At 66.0% G+C, this 22,412-nt stretch carries 23 protein-coding genes and 2 pseudogenes; 7 read left to right on the forward strand and 18 right to left on the reverse strand.

Annotation, left to right across the window (positions count from 1 at the left end):
- Nucleotides 1–91: 91 nt before the first annotated feature.
- Together ABLE94_RS06745 and ABLE94_RS06750 are read right to left on the reverse strand one after the other, a co-directional pair.
- The gene (locus ABLE94_RS06745) at nucleotides 92–1,456 is read right to left on the reverse strand and encodes a dipeptidase (protein ID WP_348806094.1); all 1,365 of its coding nucleotides are present in this window, start codon (nucleotides 1,454–1,456) and stop codon (nucleotides 92–94) included.
- 1 nt (nucleotide 1,457) lies between these two features.
- Entirely contained in the window at nucleotides 1,458–2,018 is a 561-nt protein-coding gene (locus ABLE94_RS06750) for a hypothetical protein (RefSeq protein ID WP_348806095.1), read from the reverse strand.
- A 95-nt stretch (nucleotides 2,019–2,113) separates the two neighbouring features.
- Between ABLE94_RS06750 and ABLE94_RS26405 the strand changes: the two are divergent.
- The 6 genes and pseudogenes from ABLE94_RS26405 to ABLE94_RS06775 all read left to right on the forward strand — a co-directional run.
- Nucleotides 2,114–2,335 (forward strand): annotated as a pseudogene (locus ABLE94_RS26405) (helix-turn-helix domain-containing protein); the annotation flags it as partial.
- Nucleotides 2,336–2,702: 367 nt separating this feature from the next.
- Complete coding sequence (locus tag ABLE94_RS06755; RefSeq protein ID WP_348806096.1) at nucleotides 2,703–3,041, forward strand: SdpI family protein; 339 nt, start codon at nucleotides 2,703–2,705, stop codon at nucleotides 3,039–3,041.
- Between the two features lie 41 nt (nucleotides 3,042–3,082).
- Entirely contained in the window at nucleotides 3,083–3,787 is a 705-nt protein-coding gene (locus ABLE94_RS06760; protein ID WP_348808393.1) for a sporulation delaying protein family toxin, read from the forward strand.
- Nucleotides 3,788–4,402 carry an SdpA family antimicrobial peptide system protein gene (locus ABLE94_RS06765; RefSeq protein WP_348806098.1) on the forward strand — a complete coding sequence of 205 codons (615 nt, stop codon included), beginning with the start codon at nucleotides 3,788–3,790 and terminating at the stop codon, nucleotides 4,400–4,402.
- Nucleotides 4,383–5,366: a sporulation-delaying protein SdpB family protein gene (locus ABLE94_RS06770; RefSeq protein WP_348806099.1), complete on the forward strand. Its 984-nt coding sequence runs from the start codon at nucleotides 4,383–4,385 to the stop codon at nucleotides 5,364–5,366. Before ABLE94_RS06765 ends, ABLE94_RS06770 begins: the two co-directional genes overlap by 20 nt.
- Nucleotides 5,363–5,686: a hypothetical protein gene (locus ABLE94_RS06775; RefSeq protein WP_348806101.1), complete on the forward strand. Its 324-nt coding sequence runs from the start codon at nucleotides 5,363–5,365 to the stop codon at nucleotides 5,684–5,686. Before ABLE94_RS06770 ends, ABLE94_RS06775 begins: the two co-directional genes overlap by 4 nt.
- A 136-nt stretch (nucleotides 5,687–5,822) precedes the next feature.
- On the opposite strand, the gene ABLE94_RS06780 is transcribed toward ABLE94_RS06775, so the two are convergent.
- From ABLE94_RS06780 to ABLE94_RS06840, 13 genes and pseudogenes are all read right to left on the reverse strand, one after another.
- Nucleotides 5,823–6,920 (reverse strand): IS630 family transposase, encoded by a 1,098-nt coding sequence (locus ABLE94_RS06780; RefSeq protein WP_348806102.1) that lies wholly within the window; start codon nucleotides 6,918–6,920, stop codon nucleotides 5,823–5,825.
- A gap of 48 nt (nucleotides 6,921–6,968) precedes the next feature.
- Nucleotides 6,969–7,190, reverse strand: a pseudogene (locus ABLE94_RS06785) (hypothetical protein); the annotation flags it as partial.
- Nucleotides 7,191–7,436: 246 nt separating this feature from the next.
- Nucleotides 7,437–7,976, reverse strand: a complete 540-nt coding sequence (locus ABLE94_RS06790) for a histidine kinase (RefSeq protein WP_348808394.1) — start codon at nucleotides 7,974–7,976, stop codon at nucleotides 7,437–7,439.
- A gap of 73 nt (nucleotides 7,977–8,049) precedes the next feature.
- Entirely contained in the window at nucleotides 8,050–8,592 is a 543-nt protein-coding gene (locus ABLE94_RS06795; protein WP_348808395.1) for a CbrC family protein, read from the reverse strand.
- A gap of 158 nt (nucleotides 8,593–8,750) precedes the next feature.
- A complete protein-coding gene (locus tag ABLE94_RS06800) occupies nucleotides 8,751–9,239 on the reverse strand; it encodes a Dps family protein (protein WP_348808396.1) in 489 nt (162 codons plus the stop codon).
- An 89-nt stretch (nucleotides 9,240–9,328) separates the two neighbouring features.
- On the reverse strand, nucleotides 9,329–9,760 hold the full coding sequence (locus ABLE94_RS06805) for an organic hydroperoxide resistance protein (protein WP_348808397.1): 432 nt from the start codon (nucleotides 9,758–9,760) through the stop codon (nucleotides 9,329–9,331).
- Between the two features lie 155 nt (nucleotides 9,761–9,915).
- On the reverse strand, nucleotides 9,916–11,391 hold the full coding sequence (locus ABLE94_RS06810; protein ID WP_348808398.1) for a catalase: 1,476 nt from the start codon (nucleotides 11,389–11,391) through the stop codon (nucleotides 9,916–9,918).
- A 138-nt stretch (nucleotides 11,392–11,529) separates the two neighbouring features.
- On the reverse strand, nucleotides 11,530–11,985 hold the full coding sequence (locus tag ABLE94_RS06815) for a Fur family transcriptional regulator (protein ID WP_348808399.1): 456 nt from the start codon (nucleotides 11,983–11,985) through the stop codon (nucleotides 11,530–11,532).
- Nucleotides 11,986–12,071: 86 nt separating this feature from the next.
- Nucleotides 12,072–12,731, reverse strand: coding sequence for a hypothetical protein (locus ABLE94_RS06820; protein WP_348808400.1), 660 nt, complete (start codon nucleotides 12,729–12,731; stop codon nucleotides 12,072–12,074).
- Nucleotides 12,732–12,786: 55 nt separating this feature from the next.
- A complete protein-coding gene (locus tag ABLE94_RS06825; RefSeq protein WP_348808469.1) occupies nucleotides 12,787–14,166 on the reverse strand; it encodes a hypothetical protein in 1,380 nt (459 codons plus the stop codon).
- A gap of 675 nt (nucleotides 14,167–14,841) precedes the next feature.
- A complete protein-coding gene (locus ABLE94_RS06830; protein ID WP_348806110.1) occupies nucleotides 14,842–16,128 on the reverse strand; it encodes a lipase family protein in 1,287 nt (428 codons plus the stop codon).
- 101 nt (nucleotides 16,129–16,229) lie between these two features.
- Entirely contained in the window at nucleotides 16,230–17,618 is a 1,389-nt protein-coding gene (locus ABLE94_RS06835; RefSeq protein WP_425476159.1) for a GntP family permease, read from the reverse strand.
- Entirely contained in the window at nucleotides 17,618–18,124 is a 507-nt protein-coding gene (locus tag ABLE94_RS06840) for a gluconokinase (protein ID WP_348806112.1), read from the reverse strand. The genes ABLE94_RS06835 and ABLE94_RS06840 overlap by 1 nt, the downstream gene beginning before the upstream one ends.
- Before the next feature lie 155 nt (nucleotides 18,125–18,279).
- On the opposite strand from ABLE94_RS06840, the gene ABLE94_RS06845 reads away from it, so the two are divergent.
- The gene (locus ABLE94_RS06845) at nucleotides 18,280–18,996 is read left to right on the forward strand and encodes a FadR/GntR family transcriptional regulator (RefSeq protein ID WP_348806113.1); all 717 of its coding nucleotides are present in this window, start codon (nucleotides 18,280–18,282) and stop codon (nucleotides 18,994–18,996) included.
- A 10-nt stretch (nucleotides 18,997–19,006) separates the two neighbouring features.
- Here ABLE94_RS06845 and ABLE94_RS06850 read toward each other — a convergent pair whose 3' ends face one another.
- From ABLE94_RS06850 to ABLE94_RS06860, 3 genes are read right to left on the reverse strand one after another with little or no spacing between them, the layout of a single operon-like run.
- Entirely contained in the window at nucleotides 19,007–20,035 is a 1,029-nt protein-coding gene (locus ABLE94_RS06850; protein ID WP_348808401.1) for a fused (3R)-hydroxyacyl-ACP dehydratase subunits HadA/HadB, read from the reverse strand.
- Nucleotides 20,036–20,089: 54 nt separating this feature from the next.
- Nucleotides 20,090–21,118, reverse strand: a complete 1,029-nt coding sequence (locus tag ABLE94_RS06855; protein ID WP_348806115.1) for an aspartate-semialdehyde dehydrogenase — start codon at nucleotides 21,116–21,118, stop codon at nucleotides 20,090–20,092.
- 3 nt (nucleotides 21,119–21,121) lie between these two features.
- Nucleotides 21,122–22,387 carry an aspartate kinase gene (locus ABLE94_RS06860; RefSeq protein WP_348806116.1) on the reverse strand — a complete coding sequence of 422 codons (1,266 nt, stop codon included), beginning with the start codon at nucleotides 22,385–22,387 and terminating at the stop codon, nucleotides 21,122–21,124.
- Between the last annotated feature and the right edge of the window lie 25 nt (nucleotides 22,388–22,412).

The following is a 22,412-nucleotide window of genomic DNA, read 5'->3' on the forward strand; positions in this document are numbered from 1 at the left end:
CGCTTAACTGAACGGTATTGGAGTTAAGCCACTTTCCGTTGACAGCGCTCTCCGTTCCGCTGACAGCGCCCAGACGTCGGCCCGTTTCGCGTTACTGACCCGTCGATTCGGTTCGGGCACCGAAGTCCCGCAGGAACAGCGCCTCGGCAACGGCGAGATTCTCGATCTCGGACGGGTCGACGCTCTCGTTGGGTGCGTGGATCAGGCAGCTCGGCTCCTCGACACCGAAGAGCATGATCTCGGCGTCGGGGAAGGTCTCCTGCAGCACCGTGCACAGTGGGATCGACCCGCCCTGGCCCTGCTGCACCACCTCGTGGTCGTAGGCGCTGCGCAGCGCGGCCGAGATCGCCTCGAAGGCGGGCCCCTCGGTGGAACCGGAGAACGGCTTTCCGGTGGCCTCGCGTTCGAATTCCACCCGGGCGTTCCACGGCGTCACCGCCCGTAGGTGTTCGATCAGCGCATCCTGCGCCACGGCCGGGTCCATGCCCGGCGGTACCCGGAGATTGATCCGCGCCCGCGCCTTGGGCGTCACCGATGCCGACGATCCGACCACCGGCGAGCAGTCGATGCCGAGGACGGTGGCTGCCGGTCGCGCCCAGACCATTTCGGCGATGCTGCCCGAACCGACGACGTCCACACCGTCGAGAACCGTTGCGTCCTTGCGGAATTGCTCCTCGGCGTAGTCGATACCGGTCCACTCCTGATCGGCGTCCACCCCGCGGACGGTGGTGTTGCCGTCGGCGTCGCGCAGGGTGGCGAGCATCGCGATCAGCGCCGCCAGGGCGTCCGGGGCGGCACCGCCGAACATGCCGGAATGCATGGCCGACGACAAGGTTTCGACGCTGACGACGACATTGGCGATCCCACGCAGACTGGTGGTCAAGGTGGGGCGACCGACGCCGATGTTGCCGGAGTCGAGAATGAGGATGGCGTCGGCGCTCAGCAGTTCCGGATGCTTGGGCACGAAATCCTCGATGCCGCCGGAACCCTGTTCTTCCGAGCCCTCCCCGATGATCTTGACGGTGACGCCCAGATCCTTGCCGAGGGCCCGCAGCGCCGTGAGGTGGACGGCGATGTTGCCCTTGCAGTCGGCGGCGCCACGCCCGTACCAGCGTCCGTCGCGTTCGGTGAGGGTCCACGCCGGCGTCGTCCAGGCCTGTGAGTCCAGCGGCGGCTGCACGTCGTGGTGGAAGTACAGCAGCACCGTCGGCGCTCCCGGCGGACCGGGGATGTGTCCGGTCACCGCACGGGACCCGTCGGAGGTGACATGTGCGGCCACGTCGGACACCCCGGCGTCGGTGAACGCCTCGATCAGCCAGTCCACCATCTTCGCGCACTCCGGCGGCTCCGGCCGGGACGGATCGAAGACCGACTCGAAGGCCACCATCTCGGTCAGATCCTCACGGGCCCTGGGCATCAATGCGCTCACCCGTTCGCGAATCTCGTCCACACTCACGTCAGTTCTCCTCCGATGCAGTACTGACCGGCTCGGTACCGATCCCCGGGTCGCGCCCGAATCCCCATTGTCGCAGCAACCGGCGCAATTGCCCGCCGAAGCCGGCGCGGTCACTCGCCTGATTTGCCGGTGCGAGTCCACCACGGCAGCACGAGCAGTGACGCCACGAAAAAACACAGCGCACCGACGAAGGTGCCACCGCCCGCGAGCGTGGCATCGAGGGCATCACCTCGGACGTCACATAGGCGGCCACCGCCGACACCATGAAGGCGATGCATCCGAGCATGTTGATCTGCGTCGCCCACCAGTCCACATCTCGCGGGTTCCATAGCGTCTCGGCCCGCGTGTAGGCGATGACGACGAGCACACCACTGATGAGGAAGGCCACCGATCCGGCGAAGTCCGGTCGCCAGACATGATGCTTCTCTGCCTGCACGGTGCCGACCGTCAACGCGGCCGAGGTGCTCACGTTGAACAGCACCGTACCGAACGACTGCGTCGACGCAGCCAGCCAGTCGTCGCTGAATGCCCTTGCACCCGAGCCCTTCTCGGTCAGTATCATCGGCCCGCTGTCGACCAGTGGCGCGCGTCGTAAGTGTCTGAACGGTTGGTTTGCTGCGATAATGGGGTATGGCGAATCGTCCTGCTGCAGCATTGATGTTGGGTGATGGTGGTCGTGAGGTGCTGGAGTCGTGGACTCGGTCGGGCTCGGTGCAGGCGTCGGCGGCGAAGCGGGCGCGGATGATGCTGCTCGCTGCTGATGGTGTGGCGAATCGGCGGATCGCGGAGTTGGTAGACGCGTCGCCGACGACGGTGATCGCGTGGCGCGAACGCTACCTTGAGCGCGGTCTGGCCGGCCTGACTGATCGTGCACGCGCTGGGCGGCCGCGGCAGGGCTGCGGGACCTCGCGATCGCCGCGCTCCTCTGGACGCTCGGACACATCCTCTACGCCCGCGATCACGGGCACTACAAGTCTCGACTCGTCGCCCGCGCCGACGCCTGCGTCACGTGCTGCGTCTACTCGCCCGCCCCGACCACGAGACCCGCCCACACACGAAGCGGCCTACGTGTCCCCGTTACAGGGGAATCGTGGCGCGAAGTGCCACCAACCACCACCGTTCAGGTTGTCAAGTGTCTGGTTCTCTGTTCTAATCCTTGTGGTAGTGGATTTTGGGGATCACGTTCACCATTCGCCAAACCCGGCAGTCGGGTCGATACCGGCGAATCTGGAAGGGGGGGTTGGACATGGCGCAGGCCATCCTGATTGGGGCCTTCTACGTAGCAATGATGGTGGTCAATGTGGTTTTCGTCGGTTTGGTTGCAGCGAACCGGGTGAAGCCGAATCGGCTTGTCGGCATTCGGATTCCGGCGGCGTTTAGGAGCGCTGAAGCCTGGACTTCAGTTCAGAAGGCGGCGGTGCCGTTTCGACTGACAGCGTCCGCCGTATACGCGGCCGGGCTCGTGGTTCTCATCAGTGGTGTAGACGTGAGCCGGTTCGGACTGCTCGTCGTCGTGGTCTGCGTCGATCTTGCCCTCTATGTAGTCGGGCACGTCGTGGGGAATCGCAGGGCGAAGTCTTTGTAGGACAACGTTATATAGGTGACGCAATCCGGGGAGGTATGCACGTGTTTAGCGTGATCAAGAAGTACAAGCTCGGTGCCGTGGTGATCGGGGTAGCAGCGGTCGCTGCCGTTGCCGCTGCCGTGATTCCAGCCGCACTGGTAGACAGTTCGCATCACGCGGCCGCGACAGCACGGCCGGCGCAGGCGAAATACGGCGATTACGACGTGATCGATGCGGTGGTGTTCAGCCAGGGGCGGATCGTTGACGACCATCCCGGGCTGAAGGCGAAGCTGCTGAACAGTTCCGTGCAGCCGTTGGACCCGGAGCCCCGGCAGAAGTTTGAACAGTTTGTCCTGCAACGAAACCCCGACTTTCACGATGTCGTCACCGTGCCGCTACAGTCCGGAGATCCGTACGCAGCACAGCAGGCGCTGAGAACGTTGTCCACGAAGGTGACCGAGGCCGTTGACGCACCGCAGCGTGACAACGCGGCCGTACTCGGCAACACCTCCCTGAGTCAAGGAGTAAGGCAAGGGGCGGTCGCCCGCGCTGCCGGGTTCGCCTGGCACGATAGCTGGCTAGCGACCGAGGGGTACATCGCAGCCGTGTGGGCGGCGGCCGCGGTGCACACCGTCGGCGGCGCTGTAACCGTGGCGGTCGCGCTCTACGTGGCCCCGGCGGTGGCGACGTATGAGTTCAAGGTGAACTCAGCGGACGATCTCACGAAGAACAGCATGGTGGCCGCGCTGGCCAGCAGCCTTGCGTAGATGACCGAGGCTAACCGCCAGGCTGAGGACGGCACCACGCTAACGCCAGGCCGGACCGCGAATCCGCGCCGGGTGTTAGGTGTTTTCGCCGGTGCCGCCACGGCGGTGCTGCTGCTCTTCGGTGTGACCATCTTCTACACGCTGCCGAGCAACGTGCTGTCGCAGCGAGACGACGACAGCGCCGTGCGCGAAGCCGTCCGGGTGCTCGCCGCGCAGCAGTTCGGCTACTTCACAAAGGACCAGCGCGGCGACCAGGCCGTCGTGTACCGGCTCGATGGGAACGGCACGATTCACAACCTGATGAAAACGCCGCAGAACCTACCGTCAAACCTGTTCGGCTGGTCCAGGATTCAACGCGCCCAGGGGCCGGAGGTGGCCGATCTGCTGAACTTCAACCCTGACCTGCAGTGGCGCGAGTGCAACAGTGCCGCTGAGGCGTGCATCAAGACGAACGCTGACATGCCGAGCACTGCTGCCACCACGAAAACCCATCGTCACACCATCTGCGGCGAGGTATACGTGGTGGTCGAACGCACCGTGGACTGGAGCTTCCGCAAGCTGGTCGACTATGACCGCCGCGCAGTGAGAGTGAGCCATGTCGACGTGGCGTGCTGACTTCTCCGACATCTTGACGTCACTGCTGACGACGATCACACGATTTGATCATCGTAACCGGTGGTGGGCAGTCGGCCGTTCCCTCCTCGCGGCCGCCACCATGTCAGTAGTTCTGCTGACACCGCTGGACTACCTGTTCACTCCGGTGGCCGGTATGCCTGGACCCCGCTGTGGTGGTGTACGAGCCGTCTCAATGCTGTGTATTGGCAACCCGGACAGTTTCCAGGAACTGCGTCGCTGGCTACTGGTACTGATCCTGGCCGTCGTAGCCAGCGGTTGGCGGCCCCGATATACAGCGCTGCTGCATCTGTGGGCGACCTATTCCATCGCCGTGGCGATCACCCTGCCCGACGGTGGCGAAGCTATCGCTGTGATCGTCTGCGGTTTGATCACCCCGCTCGCGTTCGCCGACGACCGAACCTGGCACTGGCAGCAGCCTTCTCGACCGCTATCGGACGAATGGTCGGCTCTTGCACTGGTATTCACGATCGCACTCCGTCTGCAACTCGTGTACATCTACCTTGACACGACGTTCGCCAAGTTCGGCAACACCGCCTGGGTGGAAGGGTCGGCGATGTACTACATCTCCCGCGACTCGGCGTTCGGCGACGGAGGACTGTTTCACGTCCTGAACCTGGAGGTAACCAGGACCGCGCTGGGAACGATCCTGCTGTCGTGGGGCGCGCTGGTCATCGAGGCGCTGATCGCGTTCCTGCTATTGTTCAGCGCGCGGTGGCGCAAGGTAGCCCTTGTACTGGACGTCGTGCTCCACGTCGGTATTGGGCTCACTCTCGGCCTATGGAGCTTCGCCGTCGTGATGATCTCGTCCGCTACGATCGCCGCGAACCCGGACCGTGCCGCCTGCGGGCGGGCCGTCGAGAATCCCGCGTCCGAACCACCTGATGCACCGTCGACGCCAGATTCAGAGCGGACCGAACACGATAGCGAGGTATCACCAGCATGAGCGACACAGCCAGTATCACAGTGTACGCGCAGGGGCATCCGGTCAACTCCTGTGTGCTCTACCCGATGGCGGTACCGTACGTCGCCGTGGACGGAGGAACCCCGCAGCGACTGCGCTGGGGCCGGAGTAACGCCTACACGTTCACCGGCCTCGCCGCAGGAAACCACGACCTCTTGTTCGAACTGCGCTACAAGGGTTTCAAGAATCCCGTGACACGGGCCACCGAGACCGTCGCGCTGGAGGGCGGCGAAACCGTCGAGTACCGCGTCCGTAACGGGTGGAGCAATCAGCACCCGTTCACCTTCAGACGTGTCAGCTAATTGAGTACGCGGATAGCACTGGCGCCAGGCGCTTAGAGCGGTTGTCGCCCGACATGGATTCTGCTGCCTCCGAGGCCGTCGTCGGCCGCTCTCAGTCGGTGCCCGCTATTGCAATTACCTCGCAATGATAGTAACGCTAGTGGCGCGAGTTTGAAGTTGTTGGACGGTTGGCTTTTTCCAGGATCTGTTCGGCTGTTTTGGTCCAGACGAATGGGTGGGCTCTGGGGTTCCATCCGTCGATGAACGCGCGGATTTTGGTGTTGAGGTCTGTGACGGAGGTGAACACTCCGCGGCGAATCGCTTGGCGTTCAATGATGCCGAACCAGACCTCGACGAGGTTCATCCAGGAGGCGTGGGTTGGGGTGAAATGCACGATGACTCGGGGATGCTCGGCCAGCCACTTCTTCACGTTGGCATGTTTGTGAGCTGCATAGTTGTCCATCACCAGGTGCAAGTCGACCGGATTACCGGTGTCATCGACGGTGTCGCGGTAGGCCCGTTCGACTTGCTTGAGGAAAGCCAGGAACTCTTGGTGGCGATGCTTGGGCTTGAGTGCGGCGGTGACTTTCCCGGTCGCGATATCGAGGGCGGCGAACAAGGTGGTGGTGCCGTGCCGGTAGTAGTCATAGGAGCGGCGTTCGACCTTGCCCGGTTGCATCGGCAGGATCGGCACCGTCCGATCCAACGCTTGAATCTGGGACTTCTCGTCAACGCAGAGCACGATCGCGTTCTCCGGCGGATTCAAATACAAGCCGCAAATGTCGGTGACCTTGCCCACCAACTCCGGGTCGGTGGAGAATCGAAACGACTCGGCCTTGAACGGTCTGATCCCATACGCTCGCCACGCTCGGGCGACCGAGGCGTCGGAGATCTTCAGCTTCTTCGCCAGCAGCCGAGTCGACCAGTGCGTCACCCCAAGGCTTTTCGGCGGTGGCGTGAGCGTGGCGACGATGATCGCATCCCTATCGAGCCGCCGCGGCCGCCCGGAGCGTGCACGATCAGTCAGGCCGGCCAGACCGCGCTCAAGGTAGCGTTCGCGCCACGCGATCACCGTCGTCGGCGACGCGTCTACCAACTCCGCGATCCGCCGATTCGCCACACCATCAGCAGCGAGCAGCATCATCCGCGCCCGCTTCGCCGCCGACGCCTGCACCGAGCCCGAGCGAGTCCACGACTCCAGCACCTCACGATCACCATCACCCAACATCAATGCTGCAGCAGGACGATTCGCCATACCCCATTATCGCAGCAAACCAACCGTTCAAACAGTTACGACGCGCACCACTAGCTGGATCAGGCCCGCCCCGGTGAAGAACCAGGCTCCGACGAAGAAGCAGATGTTGGCATTCGCCGCCCCCATCCAGACACTGATCCAGGGCGCGGAACCGAGCGCGAACAGGCTCGAGCCGATCATGAAGCCCCAGCATTGCTTTCGCAGCGTCGGGGCCAGAAGCCCGCGGCGGCGCCGGCTGACCGCGCCCGGTTGGGCTGCCGAGTCGGACACCCGTGTCACCGGCGCTCGCGGGTACAGGCACCAGCGTGCGCGGTCGGCATCATTTCTCTCCTCGGGACTGCGATGATGGGCGACGGTCGGCAGGGACCGCCAACCCGGCTACCCGCAGTTCTCTCACACCCGAGTTCGTGCCGTCTTCATGCGTGTCAGATGATGTTGCGCGCTCAGCTCCCACCACATGCATGCAATGCATTCCTTGTTTATGGGAGCTGCGCGCGCTCCAATGCGGAGGGGACGTCAGCGCTCAGCGTCCGCGTCGTCGGCACCCACGTCGTCGGCACCCAGGTCACCGGCACCCAGGTCACCGGCACCCAGGTCATCGGCACCCGCGACGGCCGCGTAACTCTCGGTGAACGAGACCCGTGGCGTCGTCGCGGCGTGGAATGCGGCGAGGCCGGCGAAGAACAGCGCGGCCAGCCCGAAGACGCCGGCGAGTACGAGTGACGCCGCGTGCAGGACCGTGAGGTACAGCCCGTCGCCACGAGTCGCAAGCCCCCCGGCCGCCGCCAGCACCGCACCGAGCAGCGCCCACACGGCGCTACGCACCCGCGGCGACACCGTCGAGACGAAGAAGAGTCGCTGGTAGAGGGCGGTCTCGTATTCGTCCACCGCGGCCAGGCGCACCGGGTCGTCGGCTCCGAGTTCGCGCAGTTCGCGCGCCAGCGACGCTTCGCGCCGCAACTGCTCCGGCTCCCGCTCGCGAGAGCGGACGAAGGCGACGGCCGCGACGACCGCGGCCACGAGGAAGATCCCGACCATGACACCCCAGTACTCCACACCGCGAGGCTACCGTCGCCTCCGACGGGCGGGTGCGCCAGGTCACAGGGCGCCGGTCGGCGATCCCTCTCGGTCAGGAAAGGTCCAGGTATCCGCCGTATGCGCCGCAGTGCAGACATCGGAACACCGCGACCGAGGCGTCACCGTCGGCGCGCAGGATCGGCAGCAGCTCTGCCCATTGGTCCACCGGCACCTCGGCGGTGGTGCGTACCTGCTCGATCGCGTCATCGCCGAGGGCGATCATCTCGTCGGTTCCGGCCATGCCGACAAATTCGGCGCCGTCGTCGCAGTGCGTCCACCATCGTCGGTCCTGCCAAGTCGGGAACCCCGGTGTGCGGTGGGCGATCACGTCGATGACGTCGTGGGGGACGTCCCACCGTGGTAGGTCCCATCCGATGTCGGCGGTGAACTCACCGTCGAACCTCGCCGCCGCCGACCCGTCGGCGATGCACCACGGGCACAGGTCGTCGATCTCCTCCTCGGAGTAGAAGCTTCCCTGGTAAATCCAGCCGCGGGAGCGTTCGCAACACTGGCAGACGACGTCGCCGGGTGCGAAGGCGCCGGCGGCCACCGGGTCGCGAAAGTACCGAAATGTGGGCAGCTCGGAGTCGGGCATGGCGTCAGGGTAGCCACCGCAGACGACGAGACCCACCGCAGACGAGCCCCAACACCAACGAGCCCCGCCGAAGGGGCGGGGCTCGTCGCGGGTGAGGGAAGCGAGGACCAGGCTGTCGCCCTCGCGTCCCCCGGGTGATGTGGCGCTCAGCGTTGCGTTCAGGCCACCTGGGCCTGCCACATCCAGTGCAGCTGCTCGAGCTTCGAGGCGAATCCGATGAGCAGGTCCTGGGTGACCGGGTCGGTCGACGCGGTGGTCTCGATCCGCTCCCGCAGGCCGGCGATGACGGCCTTGAGGTTGTCGACCACGGCGGCGACGACGTCGGCGTCCTTGGTCCAGCCCTCACCGAATCCGCTGGTACGGGCGGTCTTGGCGACCGTCTCGGCACGCCCGTCGGGGCTGACGCCGATGGCGGTGGCACGCTCGGCCGCGGCGTCGGTGAACTCGCGCGCGGTGCCCACCAGGACGTCGAGTTCGAGGTGCACCGAACGGAACTGTGCACCGACCACATTCCAGTGGGCCTGCTTCGCGATCAGCGACAGGTCGATCAAATCGACGACGGTCTCCTGCAATGCGGTTCCGGTGACCGACTTCTGCTCCTCGGAGAGGGTGCTGGTGATCGGGGTGGTCAGAGTAGTCGTCATCATGTGACGTCCTTTCTGTTGTGCCGCGGCACCGTGTGCTTGTGGCGGGTGCCGCATGGATGAGTCTCGTCTCGAGCAGTCGGTGACGCGGATCAGACCCGAACGGTCAGCGTGTGCTCGATGTTTCCCTTGGTGGCCTTCGAGTACGGGCAGAAGGCGTGTGCGGTCTCGGCGAGTTCGGTGGCCTTGGCCTCGTCGAGGCCGGGGAGGTAGGTCTCGATGGACACCCCGAGACCGAAGCCGCCGTCGGCGGAGTCCTTACCGATGGCCACCGTCACGGTGACCGTGGATCCCTCCGGCGCGGGCGTCCCGGCCTGCTTGGATGTCAGACGCAGCGCGCCGAGGAAGCAGGCCGCATAACCCGCGGAGAACAATTCCTCCGGGTTGCTTCCCTCACCGCTGCCACCGAGTTCTTTGGGCGGCTGCAGGTCGAGGTCGATGCGTCCGCTCTCGGACACGACCTCGCCGTCGCGGCCGCCGCCGCTGGCCTTGGACGAGATGGTGTATGCGGTCTCGATTGCCATAGTGCTCTCCTCACTGATACCACCGGGGTCGACGGTGGAAGATGATCGAACGTCCTTGCTGTCCAACGATTCTCGACGATGAAAGGTTCCCATTCCAGGCGAACGGCGAAAGAACCTCCCCGGTAACGGGATTCAACTTCCCCTACGCGGGCGCGTCAGCCCTGTTGGCCGTCGCGCACACCCTCCTCGACCTTCTTGCCGAGTTCGGCGTCCACGTTGCGCCAGTACTCGAACACCCGTGAGAGCACCGGTTCTTCGACACCGTCGAGGACGTGGCCGACGATGTTGTTCACCAGCCGCTCGCGGGCGTCGTCGTCGAGGACCTCGCGCACCATGGTTCCGGCCTGCGCCCAGTCACTGTCCTCGGGGTGCTCGATGTAGCCGGCGCGGACGGCCTCGTCGCCAAAGGTCCACAGGCCCTCGTCGCCGGCGGCCGCGGCGTCGGCGTGCGGGCCACCGTAGGAGTTGGGCGCATAGACCGGCACGTCGGAGCCGCTGAAGTCATAGGCCATCGCGCCCTCCTTGGAATAGGAGTTGACCTGTGCGGCCTTGGCCGAATTGACCGGCAGCTGAGCGTAATTCGTTCCGACCCGGTAGCGGTGCGCGTCGGCATAGGAGAACACCCGGCCCAGCAGCATCTTGTCGGGCGAGAAGCCAATGCCCGGAACCACATTCGACGGTTCGAAGGTGGCCAGCTCAATCTCGGAGAAGAAGTTCTCCGGATTGCGATTCAGCGTCCACTTACCGACCTCGATGAGGGGGTAGTCCTTCTGCGACCACACCTTGGTCAGGTCGAAGGGATTGAACCGATAGCCCTCCGCCTCGTCTGGCGGCATGATCTGCACCTTCAAGGTCCAGGACGGGAATTCACCCCGGTCGATGGCCTCGTAGAGATCCTGGCGGTGATAGTCGGGGTCACTGCCGGCGAGGGTGTCGGCCTGTTCCTGGGTGAGGAAGTCGATGCCCTGGTCGGTCTTGAAGTGATACTTCACCCAGAAGCGTTCACCGTCGGCGTTGACCCACTGATAGGTGTGCGATCCGAATCCGTCCATGTTGCGCCACGACTTCGGGATGCCGCGATCGCCCATCAGCCACGTCACCTGATGTGCCGACTCCGGACGCAGGGTCCAGAAATCCCACTGCATGTTGTGGTCACGCAGGCCGGACCCGGGCAGTCGCTTCTGCGAGCGGATGAAATCGGGGAACTTGATCGGATCCTTGATGAAGAAGATCGGGGTGTTGTTGCCGACGAGGTCGTAGTTGCCGTCCTCGGTGTAGAACTTCACCGCGAAGCCGCGCGGGTCGCGCCACGTATCGGGGCTGCCCTGTTCGCCGGCCACCGTCGAAAAGCGCACCAGCGACTCGGTTGTCGCACCCGGCTGGAACAGCTTCGCCTTGGTGTAGCGCGAAACGTCGCCGGTGATCTCGAGGTGTCCGAACGCGCCGGCCCCCTTGGCGTGCACGACCCGCTCGGGGACCCGTTCGCGGTTGAACTGCGCGAGCTTCTCGAGCAGGTAGTGATCGTGGAGCAGGATCGGCCCCTGCGTGCCGGCGGTCAGGGATTCGTTGTCGCTGGCAACCGCGATACCGGCATTGGTCGTGGTGCGCGGGGTGTTCTGAGACGAGGTCATACGTGGCTCCCAATCGTGAGTACGTCAGGTCGCGGCACCGGGCTGTGGCACCGTCGTCATGTGGTCGATCGCCATGTGGTAGATCTGCGAATTATCTTGTCGCCCTGCGGTTTCAAGGCCTGGAACTTTGTGGACCGCTCACCCGGCGGGGTCGGAGCCCGCATCGTGCGCGGCGGTGGTGCGGCAGGCCGGACACCTTCCCCAGAACGTCACCTCTGCCTCGTCGATCTCATAGCCATGATCGGGGTCGGGGTCCAGGCACGGGGCCCGGCCGACGACGCAGTCGATGTCGATGATTTCGCCGCAGGACCGGCAGACCAGGTGATGGTGGTTGTCCCCGGTGCGGGTTTCATAGCGCACCGGCGAGCCCGCCGGTTCGATCCTGCGCACCATGCCACGTTCGGAGCAGGTCCGCAGAACGTCGTACACGGTTTGAGTGGACACACCACCCAGCCGGTCCCGCACGCCGGCCGCCACGAAATCGGCGGTGGAATGCGGATGATCATGCAGGATCTCGAGCACCGCGAGCCGCGGCGCGGTGACCCGGAGGCCTGCGGCGCGAAGCGCGTGGGTGAACTCTGTCCGATCCGGCATGAGTCCACCATAGCCGCTTATTTGGAACAAGTCCAGTATTTGGAAGAATTCCAGTTAATTAGGTGAGCCTTGCCTCAGGCGCCGGTTCAGCTCGACCGCAGCATCCGCGTCGGACGCATCCGCGTCGATTCGGGCAGCCAGCGGTTGACGGCGCGCCGCAGCGTCATCACCGCGGCGATGACCAGCAACGCGAACTGTAACCATCCGAGGACGACCACACCCGACCACAACTCCGGATACCGGAAGAACAGATCGAGCCCGACCGGGATGCACATCAGGTGCAGCGCCACGATCGCCAGGAAGAAGTTGCGGCAGTTGCGGCTGTGGTGACTCGCCGCGGCGACGAGGAAGGCGTATTCGCCCACCAGGAACAGGGCCGCGATCACCAGTCCCGCCACCGGGAGGACATCGGCGAAGGTGGTGATCTGATCCCCGGTCGGCTGCCCCTTCGGCGTGGTCACCGCGTCGACGAGCATCCGGTGGCGCAGTGCGTCACGCGTCGCCCCGAGGTTGATTGCGCCGTAGACGATGCAGATCAGCCCACAGACCGCCGCCGCCCACCAGGCCACCCGGGCGTGCAGCACGAGGGCCGCGGGAGCGGGCCCGGGCGCGCCCGGACGCTTCGGGTAGAGGTTCGCGCGGTCACGGTCGGCGGAATTGCGTTTGCGCAGTTCGGCGAGATCCTCCGCGTCGAGTTCGGCCTGCGTGGGAGTGCGGTCCGCATCGTCGGGAGTGGCGTCGGTCATAGTCGCATTGTCGCACCCAACGCGGCGTCGACGGTTTGGTGGTGCGCTCGGCGGTTCAGGAACCGATCTTGAGCATCCGCCCCACCGTCGCCTGCCAGAGCGTTCCGTCGGCGGCGATCGTTCCGGTCAGTTCGAGCGGTTCGTCGACGGGCGCGCTGCCCACCTGCAGCGTCTCCACCCGAGCGCCGGTCGCGAAATCCGTCGCGATGTAGTCGACCGGCCCGAGTTGCTGAACCGAACCCGCGACGTACGGACCGTAACCGAGACCGTGGATGAGACCGTCGGCGCGCGAGAGTTTCGGCAGCGACGCGAGGCGGTCGCCGTTCTCCCACACCCGCCGGCAGCCCTGCGCCGACACATCGATTCGCGTGGAGCCGCCGACGAAGCCGGCGTCGGCCGGGACCGACGGTCCCGAGACCGCCATCGGCGGGTACTGATAGCCGTAGGTGCTGGGGATGACCAGCGAATTCCCCCACGCGATCGGCGAATTCTCGGTGCCCTGCCCGGAGGTGGCGAACGCCGGCATCCGGCAGACCAGGCGACCGGTGTCGGACTCCCGCACGATCAGCGACGGACGCGCATCGGCGTTGTCGACGATGGCCACCCACCCGTCACCACCGGGACCGAAGTAGGTGGGCGTCGTCCCCGATCCCCAGGTGAGCTGGCCGGGCTTGCGGGCCGAACCACGGTCGTAGGATTGCCGCCACACCGTTCGTGGCGCGGCGCCCGGGTCGGCCCACATCTCGTAGAGCGCATGTGTGGTGATCACCGAGACACCGCCGGGGTGGACGCTGAGCCCGTTGCCGAGGTCCTCCCCGGCCGGCAGATGGGTGGCGCGCACCGTCCGGTCACGGTTGACCAGCCCGACGACCCCGTGGGTCGTTGCGAACCAGATCCGTCCCGCGGCGTCCGGGGCCAGCCCGGTGATCGCATCGCCGGACGGGATGTGGCGTGACACGTCGATCCGGCCGTCGACGTAGACCTGCCATCCGGATGTCGTATGCCGGTGCGCCACAGAGAGAATCGAGTTCGACCCGTCGGCGACGACCACCCGGTTACTGCCGTCGAGATACCCGTACACACCGCCGAGCAGACCACCCTTGCGCAACTCGGTCCGGGCCAGCGGCGCGGCCGTGCGCGGATCGAACAGCACCACCGTCGGCACCGCGACCCCACCGGCGCCGACGAAACCGGTGCACAACGACACCGGCATCCCGTCCGAGCCGATGAAGGTGGCCGCGCATGCAGCACCGGGCACCGACGACGCGAGCAGTCGCGCACCGCGTCCCGGCCCGGGATGCGGCGTGGAGTCGGTGGACGCGAAATCGCCGTGCATCAGCGACGTCCCCGCCGGACCGAGGATCGGTGGCCCCGGATCGGCCGGCGGATTCGCTTGTGCCGCACCCGCGCCGGTGATCAGCACGGCGGCGGCCATCAGGACCACGGTCATCAGGGTCACGGTCTTCGTGGCCACGACCGTCGACCGCGACGCTCGAGTACCGGTCCCGCGTCTCACCCGTATCCGCATGCGCGACAGCACATCACATCCGAGCCGATCCGGCCAGGGTTTCGCGCGGCCTCGTTCACCGCGCTCTGTTCGACGTTGACAGCGCCCGCGTGGCCACTGACAGCGCTCACCTCTCCGTTGACGGCGCCCTGAGTTTCGTTGACAGCGCTCGTCTCCCCGTTGACAGCGCCCTGAGTTGCGTTGACAGCGCTCGATACTGCGTTGACAGCGCTCTCCCAACCGCCGGCCGAGCCCGACGAGGCGCTGGCCGAGGAGGTGTCGAGGCCCTGTGAAGGTCAGGCTGGAAACCGATCGGAAGTAAGAAGGCCTGATGCGAGCGCTGTCAACGCGGGAGAAAGCGCCGTCAACGTCAGAGAGAGCGCCGTCAACGTCAGAGAGAGCGCCGTCAACGTCAGAGAGAGCGCCGTCAACGTCAGAGAGAGCGCCGTCAACGTCAGAGAGAGCGCCGTCAACGTCAGAGAGAGCGCTGTCAACGTGGGAGAGAGCGCCGTCAACGTCACCCGACGACAACGTCCCCGTGGACGGAACGCTCCCCCGGCGGTTGGTCCGGGGAAGGGTTCGTCCACGGGGACGTCACGGGGATCAGCTGTTGAACTCGCTCATCAGGAAGCTCGTCGCGGGCAGCAGCGTGGTGATCATCGGCAGTGCATGGTTGACGACGAGACCCGGGAAGATCGGCGGGATCGGGTTGGTCACCATACGCACGTCGGCACCCTTGGCACGCCAATCCTGGTACAGCTGACGCACCTGGCCGTACGGGATGACGTCGTCGTTGATGCCACCTTCGAGCAGCACCGGCGCGTTCGGCGTGAGCCGACCGATCCGCTGTTCGTCGACGACTGCCTTCACGTCGGGGTACTGATTGATGACCGCCGACAACGGCTTTCCGCTGCGCGTCCACTGACTGGTGCGCTGGAATCCGAAGGCCAGTCCGGTGTCTCCGATGCACTGCGTCGACAGTGTCTTCAGTGCCGCGCGGCCGTTGGCATTCGTCTCACGGTCGACGACGGTCTTGAGTGCGGGGTAGCGGGCCTCGAGGCCGTTGATCGCGTAGCCGATACCGCCGACGATGAACGTCCCGTCGATCTGGTCGATGACCTTCGACAGATCCGCGGGCGGTGCACCGGCGTAGGTGGCCTTCACGTTCAGATCCGGGGCGTAGGTGGCGGCCAGCTCGGCCGCCGACGCGGCGGCGCCGCCACCCTGGGAGTATCCGGAGAAGCCGACCGGCGAATCGGCCGGTGCGCCCGCGACCTTCAGCGCGGCCCGCGCCGCGTCGAGCATGGCGTGTCCGGATTCGGCGCGATTCACGTAGGTGTGGATACCCGGGGTACCCATGCCGATGTAGTCGGTGATCGCCACTCGCACACCGTTGATGAGCAGCAGGTTCATCTCGAGAGCGGAGTAGTTGACCGCGATGCTCGGCTTGCTGGGGTCGATGGCGAGCGGGAAGCTCATCAGCTTCGACCCGGCGCACTGATCACCCTGGCCGACGGTGCCCGGACCGAGGACCACCGTCGGGCGCGGCCCCTTGCCCTGCCACGGCGCGGTCGGCTCGACGACGGTGCCGGTCACCGGCGCGGGTGATCCGTCCTGATAGGTCGAGGTGTACATGATGCGCTTGGCGGTCCCCGGCCACTGGTTCGCTACACCCGGGATCTGCAGCAGCAGCGGCGAGGCCTCGCTGCGGATGATCGAGCCGGGCGTCGAGTTGAACGACGCCGGCGGAGTGTAGAAATCGGCGGCCTGCGCCGCCGGTGCGGCCATGCTCAGGCCGGTGCCCACGACGGCACCCGCGGTGACGACGCTCGCGATCCGAACGGTCCAGGAACGTTGCCGTGATGAGGTGAATCCCCGAATGTGTCTCATGCCGAGGTAACCTACCACACGGTAACAACGGGGCGTGGCAGGGGTCACGAAACGTTCCGGCGACGTGACGATTCACCAGCACGCGCCACCCCCGCGTCGCCTCAGATCACCACCCCGAGCGCCGAGACCACGATCAGCCCGGTCACCGACAGGATCGTCTCCATCGCCGACCACGTCTTGAACGTCTGGCCGACACTCATCCCGAAGTACTCCTTGACCAGCCAGAACCCGGCGTCGTTGACGTGCGACAGGAACACCGAGCCGGCGCCGATCGCGAGCACCACCAGCGACACCTGACCGGACGAGAGGCCGTCGACGAGCCCCAGCATCAGCGACGACGCGGTGATCGTTGCGACGGTCGCCGAACCGGTGGCCACGCGGATCAGCGCGGCGAGCACCCAGCCGAGCAGGATCACCGAGATGTTCGCCGCCGACGCCCAATCGGCGAGCAGGGTGCCGATACCGGTGTCGACGAGGACCTGTTTGAACCCGCCGCCCGCCGAGACGATCAGCAGGATGCCGGCGATCGGCGGCAACGCCGATCCGACGCAGGTGGAGATGGTGTCGCGGTCCATGCCCGACCCGCGCCCGAAGTTGACCATGGCGACGATGACCGCGACCAGCAGGGCGATCAACGGCGTTCCGAGCACGTCGAGGACCTGCCGGATCGGGTTGCCGTCGTCGGAGATGGCGATCTCGGCGATCGCCTTGCCGAGCATCAGCACCACCGGCAGCAGAACGGTGGCCATCGTGACCCCGAATCCGGGGCGGCGTGAGGTCGGCCCGTCGGCCGGGTCGGCATCGAAGGTGTGCGGGGCGTCGAGTGGCACCCACTTTCCCGCGAGGGTGCCGAACAGCGGACCGGCGACGATGATGGTCGGGATGGCCACGGCGACGCCGAGCGCCAGGGTCAACCCGAGGTCGGCGCCGAGCGCATCGATGGCGACCAGCGGGCCCGGATGCGGCGGCACGAATCCGTGCATCGCCGACAACCCGGCCAGGGCGGGAATCCCGATGGGGATCAACCCGATTCCCGATCGCCGGGCGACGAGGTAGATCACCGGCATGAGTAGCACGAGGCCGATCTCGAAGAACATCGGCAGACCGATGATGGCGCCGACCAACGCCATCGCCCACGGCAGCATCCGCGGGCTCGCATGCCCGACGATGGTGTCGACGATCTCGTCGGCACCACCGGAGTCGGCGAGGAGCTTGGCGAACATCGCACCGAGCGCGATCAGGATGCCGACCCCGGCCGCGGTCGAACCGAAACCCTTCGTGAACGATTCCAGCACCGTCGGAATCGACTCGCCGGCAACCATTCCCACGGTCGCGCCACCGAGGATGAGGGCGAGGAACGGGTGCAGTTTCACCCAGGTGATGGTCACGACGATGACCGCGATACCGGCCACCGCGGCCAGCACCAGTTGCCAGCCTCCGGCGACGGGTTCGGGCAGGTCCGCGTCGGCGGCGAGCAGCATCGGCGACATCATGACCGGCTCCCCTCGGAATCATGGTCACTCGCAACAGCATCGACGATCGCATCGACACTCTGGTCGACGTCGACAGCGAGCCCCGCTTCATCCGACCCCAACGGTTCCAGGGTCTCGAATTGCGATGCGAGCAGCGAGGCCGGCATGAAGTGTCCCGGCCGCGACGCCTGACGACGCCGGATGACGTCGAGCGACCCCTCCAGATGAACGAATCGCACCGCTGGGCAGTGCGCCCGCAACCGGTCGCGGTAGATGCGCCGCAGCGCCGAACAACTCATCACCCCGCCGTCGGCGTGGTCGGCCAGCCAGACACCGATCTCGTCGAGCCACGGCCCGCGATCGTCGTCGGTGAGCGGTTCACCGGCCGACATCTTCGCGACGTTGGCCGCCGAGTGAAAGTCGTCGGCGTCGGCGAATGGCACCCGCAGACGCTGCGCCAGCGCCGCTCCCACCGTTGACTTACCCGATCCCGACACTCCCATAACCACCACCGGTGACCCCATGAGCTCTCCTCATCGCTTGTGCTTCCGATCACAGAGTGTGCCGTATAAGTAGTATTAATACAAGTAATTCTGGTCTCTCGTAGTTCTATATGAACCAGAGCGGCGCACTTACCCGATCATTCATCCCGAGACCCGATCAATGAGAGGATGTGTGGGTGAGTCAGGAAACAGGCCCGAATGACCGGCACGAGCTGGTCCTCGGCACCATCGGCGCCCGGATCGCCGCCGGGGACCTGCCCGTCGGGGCCGTACTGACGCTGGACGGGATCTGCACCCAACACGCGGTGTCGCGGACCGTCGCACGCGAGGTGATCCGGGTACTCGAATCGATGGGGATGGTCGCCTCGCGCCGCCGCGTGGGCATCACCGTGCAGCCGCGCACGCGGTGGAGCGTCTTCGATCAACGGCTCATCCGGTGGCGCCTCGACGGCGACGAACGCGAGGACTTCCTGCTCACCCTGTCCGAGTTACGACGCGGAATCGAGCCCGCCGCAGCCGCTTTGGCGGCCGTTCGCGCCGACGAACACCAGTGCCGGGTGCTCGCGGCCGCGGCCTCCGACATGGCGGTACACGGCCGGACCGGCGATCTCGACGCATATCTCCAGGCGGACAAGATCTTTCATCGCGCGCTGCTGGAGGCGAGCGCGAACGAGATGTTCCGTGCGCTCACCGGCGTCGTCGGCGAGGTGCTGTCCGGGCGGACCCATCACGGCATGATGCCGGCGACACCGAATCCCGTGGCCATCGCTCTCCACGACGATGTCGCTCGGGCGATCCGTCTCGCCGATCCCGACACCGCGGAAGCCCGGATGCGCGCCATCATCGATGAGGCCGCATCAGCGGTCGCACAGCACGACCGGATGTCCGAATAGCTACCAGAGGTCAGCTGAAGCGGACGTTCATCGTCGCCAGGCCGAAGATCTTGCGGCCACCGGACTTGGCGATGAGCAGGATCACGCCGCTTCGGGTTTCAGGGTCCAGCGACTTGATCTTGCCGGAGAACTCGATGTCGCCGCCCTCGGCCGCGGAGACGGCGGCAACCTGGGACAGCCGTACCGCATAGCGGGTGACGGCACCGGGATCACCCGCCCATGCGGAGACGAAGCCGGCGCCGAGTCCCATGGTGAGCATGCCGTGCGCGATCACGTCGGGAAGCCCGGCCGCCTTGGCGATCACCTCGTCCCAGTGGATCGGGTTGCCGTCCCCGGAGACACCCGCGTAGTTGACCAGATCGCCGCGGGAGAGCCGTGCGTGCCGCAGCGGCAACTCGGCACCCACGACCAGGTCGTCGAACCGCAGCGTGCCCGGCGTGCGCTCGACACCGGCATTGGAAAACCGTTGCGGGACATCGGGCCGCACCGTCTTGTGATAGTCGGCGCCGACCGCGTCGGTGGACAGCACGGTCACGTCGTGCACCATCAGACTGCGCGCGAGCGCCGTCATCGACTGGTCGACCTCGTCGCCGCCCACGCCGACGACGGTGGTGTGCATGGAGTGCACCGTCTCCCCGGCGGTATCGGTGAACGTGTTGGTGATGGTGAACATGTCGCGGCCCGCGATCCGACGCACTCCGGTGAGTTCGACGTCGGTGGTCAGTTCATCGCCTTCGACGATCGGCCGATGCTGCTCGAACACCTGCTCGGTCTGCACGTAGGTCTCGTAACCGACGACGACGGTCTCCAGCAGGGAGCGGTTGGCCGACATCGCCGGGATCGAGGTGAACGTCAGCGGCGTCACCAGTCCCGAGTAACCCAGTGCGGCCGCGGCGGATTCGTCGCGGTGCACCGGGTGAAAGTCCTGCACCGCACGCGCGTACTCGCGGATCTTCTCGCGGCCGACGAGATAGGTGCCGTCGACCTGGTAATAGTGGCCGAGCCGATCGGCGATCGCCGGGGCATCAGGAGAGGACATGAGGCATTACCTAACGGTGGTGAGGGACGATGCCGGTCGCCGCGCGACGGCGCGTCAGCCGACGAGTAGCTCGGCGATCTGAATCGTGTTGAGTGCAGCACCCTTTCGCAGGTTGTCACCCGAGATGAACAGCGCCAGCCCACGCCCGTCGGGCACGCCGGGGTCCTGCCGGATACGTCCGACCAGGGAATCGTCCTTACCGGCCGCGGCCAACGGCGTCGGCACCTCGACGACCTCGACGCCCGGTGCGCCGGAAAGGATTTCGGTGGCACGTTGCGGCGACAGCGGCGAGGCGAACTCGGCGTTGATCGACAACGAGTGACCGGTGAACACCGGCACGCGCACACACGTGCCACTCACCAGCAACTCCGGCAGACCGAGGATCTTGCGGGATTCGTTGCGCAGCTTCTGATCCTCGTCGGTCTCACCGGAACCGTCGTCGACCAGCGCACCGGCCAGCGCGACCACGTCGAACGCGATGGGGGCCACATACTTGACCGGCGCCGGGAAGTTCACCGAGGACCCGTCGTAGACCAGCTTCTCGACGTCATCGATCACCGCACGGGATTGGGAGGCAAGCTCTTCCACACCGGCCAGTCCGCTACCGGACACCGCCTGATACGACGACACGATCAGACGCGTCAGACCGGCCTCGTCGTGCAGCGGCTTGAGCACCGGCATCGCGGCCATCGTGGTGCAGTTCGGGTTGGCGACGATGCCTTTCGGCGGGTTCTTCGCCAACTCCCCGTTGACCTCCGAGACCACCAGCGGCACATCGGGATCCTTGCGCCAGGCGGAACTGTTGTCGATGACGGTCGCACCCGCGGCGGCAAAGCGCGGCGCCTGCTCCCGCGACATGGTGGCGCCCGCGGAGAACAACGCGATGTCCAGACCCGACGGATCGGCGGTCGCGGCATCCTCGACGACAATCTCGCCGTCACCCCACGGCAGCTTCTTACCCGCCGACCGCGGGGAGGCGAAGAAGCGCACCGAATCGGCAGGGAACTTGCGTTCCGCCAACAGGGTTCGCATGACTCCACCGACCTGCCCGGTGGCGCCGACCACTCCGATACTCACACCCATGGTTCAGCGCCCCGTTCCCGCGTAGACGACGGCTTCCTCGTCACCACCGAGCTTGAAGGCCTCGTGCAGGGCGCGCACCGCGTCGTCGAGTTCGGTGTCGCGGCACAGCACCGAGATCCGGATCTCGGAGGTCGAGATGAGTTCGATGTTGATGCCGACGTCGCTCAACGCCTCACAGAAGGTGGCGGTCACCCCCGGATGGCTCTTCATGCCGGCACCGACCAGCGACACCTTGCCGATGTGATCGTCGTAGAGCAGATCGGTGAAGCCGATCTCGGACTGCAGCTTGGTCAGCTTCTCCACGCCGAGCGGACCGAGCTCCCGCGGCAGGGTGAAGGTGATGTCGGTCTTGCCGGTCTCCACCTTCGAGATGTTCTGCAGCACCATGTCGATGTTGATCTCGGCGTCGGCGACGGCCCGGAACACCTTGGCGGCGTAGCCGGGTCGATCCTCGAGGCCGACGACGGTGATCTTGGCCTCGCTGCGGTCGTGTGCGACACCGGTGAGAATTGCTTCTTCCACGGGAATGTCCTCCATCGATCCGGCGACCAAGGTGCCGGGTTTGGTCGAGTACGACGAGCGCACGTGAACGGGAACGTTGTATCGGCGGGCGTATTCCACGCACCGCAGCATGAGCACCTTGGCGCCGCATGCGGCCATCTCGAGCATCTCCTCGAAGGAGACGGTCTCCAGCCGACGTGCGTCGGACACGATCCGCGGGTCGGCGGTGTAGACGCCGTCGACGTCGGTGTAGATCTCGCAGACGTCGGCCTCCAGCGCGGCGGCCAGCGCCACCGCGGTGGTGTCGGAGCCGCCGCGGCCCAGCGTGGTGATGTCCTTGGTGTCCTGCGACACCCCCTGGAACCCGGCGACGAGCACGATCTTGCCCTCGTCGAGCGCTGCCCGGACCCGGCCCGGCGTGACGTCGATGATCTTGGCCGCGCCATGGCTGCTGGTGGTGATCACGCCGGCCTGGGAGCCGGTGAACGACTGCGCCTGCGCACCCAGTGAGCTGATCGCCATCGCGACCAGCGCATTGGAGATCCGCTCGCCCGAGGTGAGCAGCATGTCCATCTCGCGCGGCGGGGGTGCCGGGTTGACCTGCTGGGCGAGGTCGAGCAGTTCGTCGGTGGTGTCACCCATCGCCGACACCACCACGACCACGTCGTTGCCCTGCTTCTTGGTCTCGACGATGCGCTCGGCGACACGACGGATGCGTTCGGCCGAGGAGACCGAGGATCCGCCATATTTCTGCACCACGAGTGCCACGTCGGCTGCCTCCCTGCATGGTTGT

The organism is Gordonia sp. VNK1 (assembly GCF_040049135.1).
GTDB classification, from domain to species: Bacteria; Actinomycetota; Actinomycetes; order Mycobacteriales; family Mycobacteriaceae; genus Gordonia; species Gordonia oleivorans.